Genomic DNA, 204 nt, shown 5'->3' with positions numbered 1-204 from the left:
GTCAATGACTTGCACCGGCACGCTGCAGGGCCTGCCAGCGCGCATAGATTTGATTGGCGTAGCGCAACTGCTTTTCCGGACTGGTGGCGTTGTACGCACCGACGGCTTTCCAGTTCGGCCCGATCCGGGCAATGTTCGAACTCAGAATCCAGGCGCCGACGTAGGCGTTGACACAGGCATTCCACAGGTGCTCAGGGGCAATGC

General features: G+C 60.3%; 1 protein-coding gene. It reads right to left on the bottom strand.

Annotated features, from left to right (window positions below; all coding sequences use genetic code 11):
- Position 1: 1 nt before the first annotated feature.
- Positions 2 to 204 (bottom strand): lytic transglycosylase domain-containing protein (locus tag AMS65_RS18390; RefSeq protein ID WP_157501914.1); only part of this gene is annotated, 203 nt, incomplete at its 5' end.

Source organism: Leucobacter celer subsp. astrifaciens (assembly GCF_001273835.1).
Lineage (GTDB): Bacteria > Actinomycetota > Actinomycetes > Actinomycetales > Microbacteriaceae > Leucobacter > Leucobacter celer.
Note: the sequence above shows the minus strand (reverse complement) of the source record. Positions and strands in the feature narration are given on the sequence as shown.